The sequence below is a fragment of the Thermoflexus sp. genome, from assembly GCF_025055495.1.
Classification (GTDB): Bacteria; Chloroflexota; Anaerolineae; order Thermoflexales; family Thermoflexaceae; genus Thermoflexus.
The window spans coordinates 1-2,345 of the sequence record NZ_JANWXB010000022.1 but is presented as its reverse complement, the minus strand read 5'-3'; the positions used below and the strand labels follow the sequence as shown (position 1 = coordinate 2,345).

The 2,345-nt window shown below is 66.4% G+C and carries 1 protein-coding gene; it reads left to right on the top strand.

Annotated features, from left to right (window positions below):
• Nucleotides 1-603 precede the first annotated feature (603 nt).
• On the top strand, nucleotides 604-2,163 hold the full coding sequence (gene dnaX / locus NZM16_RS00830) for a DNA polymerase III subunit gamma/tau (protein ID WP_295449955.1): 1,560 nt from the start codon (nucleotides 604-606) through the stop codon (nucleotides 2,161-2,163).
• Nucleotides 2,164-2,345 lie beyond the last annotated feature (182 nt).

Genomic DNA, 2,345 nt, shown 5'->3' with positions numbered 1-2,345 from the left:
GGCCTTGGGGCGGGGCCCCGGCCAGGCCCCTTTTCGGCCCTTGCCTCGTTATCACCGGGGCTTTGGGAGCAACCCACGCCGGGCCGGACGCCAATACCCCCCCCCCCCCCCCCCCGCCCCCGGGGGCGGTGGGGAGGGGGGAGAAAAAATCTTTCGGGGGCGGTGCAGGGGCCTCTGGCCCCCCGCACCGCCCCCGAGAACCCCCAAATGAAAAATGGACAAAGCACTAGGGCCCAGTAGGCCCGAGGGAGGGGAAAACCGATATTTCTGGGGCTGGGATGCCGCCTTCAGCGGCCCCCACCCCCAAACCCGCGGGAAAGATCGGAAGTTGCCCGTGGCGGGAATTTCTTTTCACCGCGTCGCATAGGACGGTCCCCTGAAGGGTCCAGGGGTGGGCTCGGTCGGAACGCCAGGGGCCTGGACCCGGGGCGCTGGGGGACGGATCGACGGGAAACGTCCTTCGGCGGCGCGCCCCCTTTTCTCCCGATCATCCGGCAGGCGGGGCGATGTGCTCTCCGGCTCATCCATCCGGATCGTTGCCCATTTTCGAGGCGTCGGTTATAATCCCGGCCAGACCGGCAGGACTCCGGAGCGGGACCGCTGATGCCGTTCGCCCTCTATCGCAAGTGGCGCCCCCGACGCTTCGAAGAGGTGGTCGGCCAGGAGCATGTCACCCACACCCTGCGCAACGCCCTGCGCCTGGGCCGCATCGCCCATGCCTATCTCTTCGCAGGCCCCCGGGGGACCGGCAAGACCACCACGGCGCGCCTGCTGGCCAAGGCGGTGAACTGCCTGGCGGAGTCTGTGGATGAGCGCCCCTGCGATCGCTGCCGGATCTGTCAGGCGGTCAACGAAGGCCGCCTGATCGATCTCATCGAGATCGATGCCGCCTCCAACCGGGGCATCGACGAGATCCGGGACCTCCGAGAGAGGGTTCGGTTCTCGCCCAGCGAGGCCCGCTATAAAGTTTATGTGATCGATGAAGCCCATATGCTCACCTCGGAGGCGTTCAACGCCCTCCTCAAGACCCTGGAGGAGCCTCCCCCGCATGTCATCTTCGTCCTGGCAACCACCGAACCCCATCGGATCCCTGCCACCATCCTCTCACGCTGTCAGCGCTTCGATTTCCGCCGATTGAGCACGGCGGAGATCATCCGGCGCCTGGAGGAGATCGTGGCAGCGGAGGGGATCGCGGCGGAGCCGGAAGCCCTGACCTGGATTGCGCGCCAGGCCACCGGCAGTCTCCGGGATGCGATCACATTGCTGGATCAGCTGGCCGCCGATGAGGAGCCGATCACCGTGGAACGGGTCCAGCGGACCCTGGGAGCCGGGCGCTGGGATCTGATCAGCCAGGTCGTCGAGGCGCTGGGGGAAAGCGAGACGGCGCGAGGCCTGACGTTGATCGCCCAGGCCGTGGAGGAAGGCGCTTACCCGCAACAGCTGGCCCGCCAGCTGGTGGAATATCTGCGCGCGGTGATGTGGATTCAGTGGGGAGACCCAGAGCTCCTGGATCTTCCCGCCGAGCAGATCGCGATGGCGCAGCGGCATGCGCGCGCATTGCCTCCGGAGGCCCTCCCTCGTCTTATCCGCCTGTTCACCGCGGCGGCATCGGACATGCGAACCGCGTGGCAGCCTCAGCTGGCGCTGGAGCTGGCGTTCGTCGAGGCCATCCTGGCCTGCCAGCACGCTCAAACGGCTCGGACGGCTCCGGCTCCGACCCCGGCTCCCCCTCCCTCGGCCGCTCCCCCCTCCCCGATGGCAGGGGCACTGCCCCCTTCTTCCCCGGTGGCCGTTCCGGGGGCTGGGACAGGGAGCGGGAGCCTGACCCTGGAGGCGCTTCGGGAACGCTGGGCCAGCATCCTGAAAGCGGTTCGGGCCCAGAGCCTCCCCACCGAAGCGCTGCTGAAATCTTGTTCCCTTCACAGCGTGGAGGGGAACACCGTGGTCCTGGCCTGGCCCTCCGAATTGCTGCGGGACAAATTCCAGGATCCCCGGACCAAGGCCCAGGCGCTGGTGGAGGATATCCTGAGCCACACGTTCGGGTTTCCGGTGATCATCAAAAACGTTGTGGCGCGGAAAACCCGTCGGGGGCGCCCGGCCACAGAGGATCCTCTGATCCGACGGGCGGTGGAAGATCTCGGGGCCCAGGTGGAAGAAGAATAATTCGGCTGACCATCATTTTCTGGACTTTGGACTAACTTGCAGTTTCTCTCTCAGGGAGGGTTTGGGGAGCGGGGCTTGACCCTCTTGCCGTAGAAAGCTCAGAGCGCTTGGTGGATGGCCTGCTTGTCCAAAGTCCAGCCATTTTGGCCCTAAGGAGGTGAGGCGCGGCTTCACTGCGCCTA